The 3,281-nt window shown below is 34.3% G+C and carries 5 protein-coding genes; 1 reads left to right on the top strand and 4 read right to left on the bottom strand.

What is annotated here, in order from left to right; all coding sequences use genetic code 11:
- Positions 1 to 32 precede the first annotated feature (32 nt).
- The gene (locus LE180_RS06560; RefSeq protein ID WP_374134653.1) at positions 33 to 176 is read left to right on the top strand and encodes an MvaI/BcnI family restriction endonuclease; all 144 of its coding nucleotides are present in this window, start codon (positions 33 to 35) and stop codon (positions 174 to 176) included.
- 200 nt (positions 177 to 376) lie between these two features.
- Here LE180_RS06560 and metK read toward each other — a convergent pair whose 3' ends face one another.
- The 4 genes from metK to LE180_RS06540 form a co-directional block, all read right to left on the bottom strand.
- Positions 377 to 1,546: a methionine adenosyltransferase gene (gene metK, locus LE180_RS06555; RefSeq protein ID WP_374134652.1), complete on the bottom strand. Its 1,170-nt coding sequence runs from the start codon at positions 1,544 to 1,546 to the stop codon at positions 377 to 379.
- Between the two features lie 40 nt (positions 1,547 to 1,586).
- Positions 1,587 to 2,615, bottom strand: a complete 1,029-nt coding sequence (locus LE180_RS06550) for a sugar phosphate nucleotidyltransferase (RefSeq protein WP_374134651.1) — start codon at positions 2,613 to 2,615, stop codon at positions 1,587 to 1,589.
- Between the two features lie 55 nt (positions 2,616 to 2,670).
- Complete coding sequence (locus LE180_RS06545; protein WP_374134650.1) at positions 2,671 to 3,036, bottom strand: NAD-dependent epimerase/dehydratase family protein; 366 nt, start codon at positions 3,034 to 3,036, stop codon at positions 2,671 to 2,673.
- Positions 3,020 to 3,281, bottom strand: a 262-nt coding sequence (locus LE180_RS06540; protein WP_374134649.1) for a glycosyltransferase family 9 protein, incomplete at its 5' end; no start/stop codon positions are given. The genes LE180_RS06540 and LE180_RS06545, both read right to left, overlap by 17 nt.

The following is a 3,281-nucleotide window of genomic DNA, read 5'->3' as shown; positions in this document are numbered from 1 at the left end:
AAAGGAATGGAGCAACGGGCATAGGATATACTTTGGAAACACTACTTGGCGTAACTGAAAATAATATTGCTAATCCTGACATTGAAGGGACAGAACTTAAAGCTTATAGAAGGTTTAATTTACGTTATTTACGTTCAATAATAAAGCACGGAAAATGCCATCTTTGGAAGCAGTAAAAAATATGGTAGCTTGGACAAAGATGGACGACAAGGTCTTTATTACACCATGTCTTTAAAACCTAATAGCGCAGGATTGTTTCTTGATATTCATCGACAAAATCTCTTACATTTTTACAAACTTAGACATCTTTTTCAACGACTTTAAATCTATTTCGTTGTTAAAATGCCCTGAATTACGTACAATAGAGCCGTCTTTCTTAGATTTTCGCTGCAACTTTTAGTTCGTCAACTTTATTTAGTTTTTCCCACGTAATAGTTTTACCATTTCTACCAAAATGTCCATAAGCCGCAGTTTGCGCAAAAATTGGTCTGCGAAGATCCAAATACTCAGTAATTTCTTTTGGTGTAAGAGGGAATATCTTTTTTACAATAGGTTCTAGTACAGATCCATGTACTTTCCCTGAATGATGCGTGTCTATCATTACAGACACTGGCGCAGCCACGCCAATCGCATAAGCAAGTTGCACAGTGCATCTTTCTGCAAAACCTGCAGCTACTATGTTCTTCGCGATGTGCCTTGCCATATAACATGCGCTTCTATCAACTTTTGTAGAATCTTTACCTGAAAAAGCTCCGCCGCCATGCGCTGCCATTCCGCCGTAAGTATCGACTATTATTTTTCTTCCCGTAAGACCGGTATCCGCAGCAGGACCTCCAAACAAAAATTTTCCTGTAGGATTTACGTATATTTTTGTGTTTTTATCAATTAATTTTCCAAGAACAGGCTTAATAATATTATCGAAAATTTCTTCTTTCGATTGCTTTGTTATGTGGTTACCTGTTTTATCTAAAATTGCTTCCGTATGCTGAGTTGATAAAACAATAGTATCTATTCTTTTAGGCTTCCACTCAACATATTCAACAGTAACTTGTGTTTTCCCGTCGGGACCCAAATATGGCAATATATTTTTTTTCCTTACTTCTGTCAGTCTCATAGAAAGTCTATGCGCTAATGTTATCGGAAGAGGCATAAATTCAGGTGTTTCTTTACATGCAAACCCAATCATTAACCCCTGATCGCCTGCTCCTCCGGTATCAACTCCCATGGCAATATCGGGAGACTGCGTATTTATAGAATCTAAAATAGCGCACGCATTGTAGTCAAAACCAAATGAAAGTCTATCATAACCTATTTTCTTTATCACTTCTCTGATAATTTCTATAGTATTAATCTTTGCCGTTGTGGTAATCTCACCACCGACAATAAGCAATCCTTTAGAAATAAACGTCTCGCATGCTACTCTCGCTTTTGAATCTTGCTTTAAAATTGCATCTAAAATAGTATCTGAAACTATATCGCATACTTTATCAGGATGCCCTTCGGTAACAGATTCAGACGTAAAAAAATATCCATGCTTAATCGTCATACAAATTTCCTCCGCTCTATTTTTATAAATTTACAGTACTTTATTTGTTAGAGTATTCCATCACTATGGAATCAAATAATGTTACATTACTCGATATTAGCGTATCACTTCCTACAACTGTATTTGTTATTTTTACGTTGTCGCCGAACTCTGAATTTTCCCATATTATTGATTTTTCTACGGATACATTGTTACCCATCGTTACATTATCTGAAATAACAGAATATGGTTCAATTACTGCATTTTTCCCTATCACAACGTTATTGCCTACAAAACATGGTCCACAAATTTTAACGCTCTTGTCAATTTTTGCGTTCGAACTTATGTATTTGTTTTCTCTATTCTTAATTATGGGAATAATTTTCAATTTACCGTCGAGAGCATCAAAAACGCCTTTTTTATACTCAACAATATTTCCTATGTCTGTCCAATATTCATCCATCACATAACCGTAAATTTTTATCTTTTTTTTCATCAAAAAAGGGAATAGATCCATACTAAAATCAAAAAATTTATTTTTTGGAATAAATTTGAAAATTTCTGGTTCAAACACATAAATTCCAGTATTTACTTCGTCGTTAAAAACGTCTCCCAACAGTGGTTTTTCAACAAATGATTTTATTTCGCCGTCTTTATTTGTAATTGCTATACCGTATTCAAATCTTAAATTTATTTTTTTTAAAACTATTGTAGCAAGCGATTTTTTCTTTTTATGAAATTCTACAGCTTTTTTTAAATTAATATCAGTCAATCCATCGCCCGACATAACTACAAATGTATCTTCAAAAAACTCTTCTTTATTTTTTATTGCGCCAGCGGTTCCCAAAATCTTTTTCTCATGCAAAAATTCCAACTTGATATTGATATCATTATTTTGAAAAAAATTCGTTATAATATCCGGACGATAATAAGTATTTACGCAAGCGACAGTAAAACCATTTTTCCAAAGATTTAAAAATGTATAATACAAAGCCGGCTTACCCAAAATAGGAATCATTGGTTTAGGAATATCCATCGTCAACGGTCTAAGTCTCGTACTCGCTCCGGCGGCCAAAACAAAAGCTTTCACCTGCCCCTCGCTTTAAAGTATTTAATAGTTTTTTATACCTTTTTCTATGGAAACTTCAGGCTTCCAATCCAATAATTTTTCCAACTTTGTTTTTAACACAAGCGTTCAACACGTTGACTGATCCCAAAATATTAACTTCCGCGTCAAAGAAAGGATCTGCAACAGACTTGCAAACATCTATCTGCGCAGCTTTATGTATAACAATTTGAGATTTTTCTTTTTTAAAAATATTTCCAACCGCTTTTTTATCAAAAATATCTGTTTTATAAAACCTAGCTTGTTCATTTATATTTTCTTTTTTACTATACGATAAATTATCCAAAATAACAACATCATGTCTTTTTTTAACAATGCATCCGTAACACTCGATCCTACGAAACCTGCGCCGCCTGTAACAAGAATTTTCATTCCTGCTTCCCACCAATATATCTTAAGATTGTTTTTGCCACAAAATCAGGCGAGATAGATTCCATACATACAGGTTGTCTATTTTCAAGCTCTCTGTGGCAATGTACATCCCAGCCTCTTAGCGTATAGCAATTACGACACTGTCCCGAAACAACATTTATATTATTATCGTAACTTACATATCTTGCATCGGATGGACCAAAAAGAATTACAGATTTCACATTTAAAGCCTCTGCAATATGCATACAACAGCCATCA

Source organism: Candidatus Endomicrobiellum pyrsonymphae, assembly GCF_020328025.1.
In the GTDB taxonomy this organism is placed as follows: Bacteria; Elusimicrobiota; Endomicrobiia; order Endomicrobiales; family Endomicrobiaceae; genus Endomicrobiellum; species Endomicrobiellum pyrsonymphae.
The sequence above is the reverse complement of the archived record's forward strand: the minus strand, read 5'-3'. Positions and strand labels throughout refer to the sequence as shown.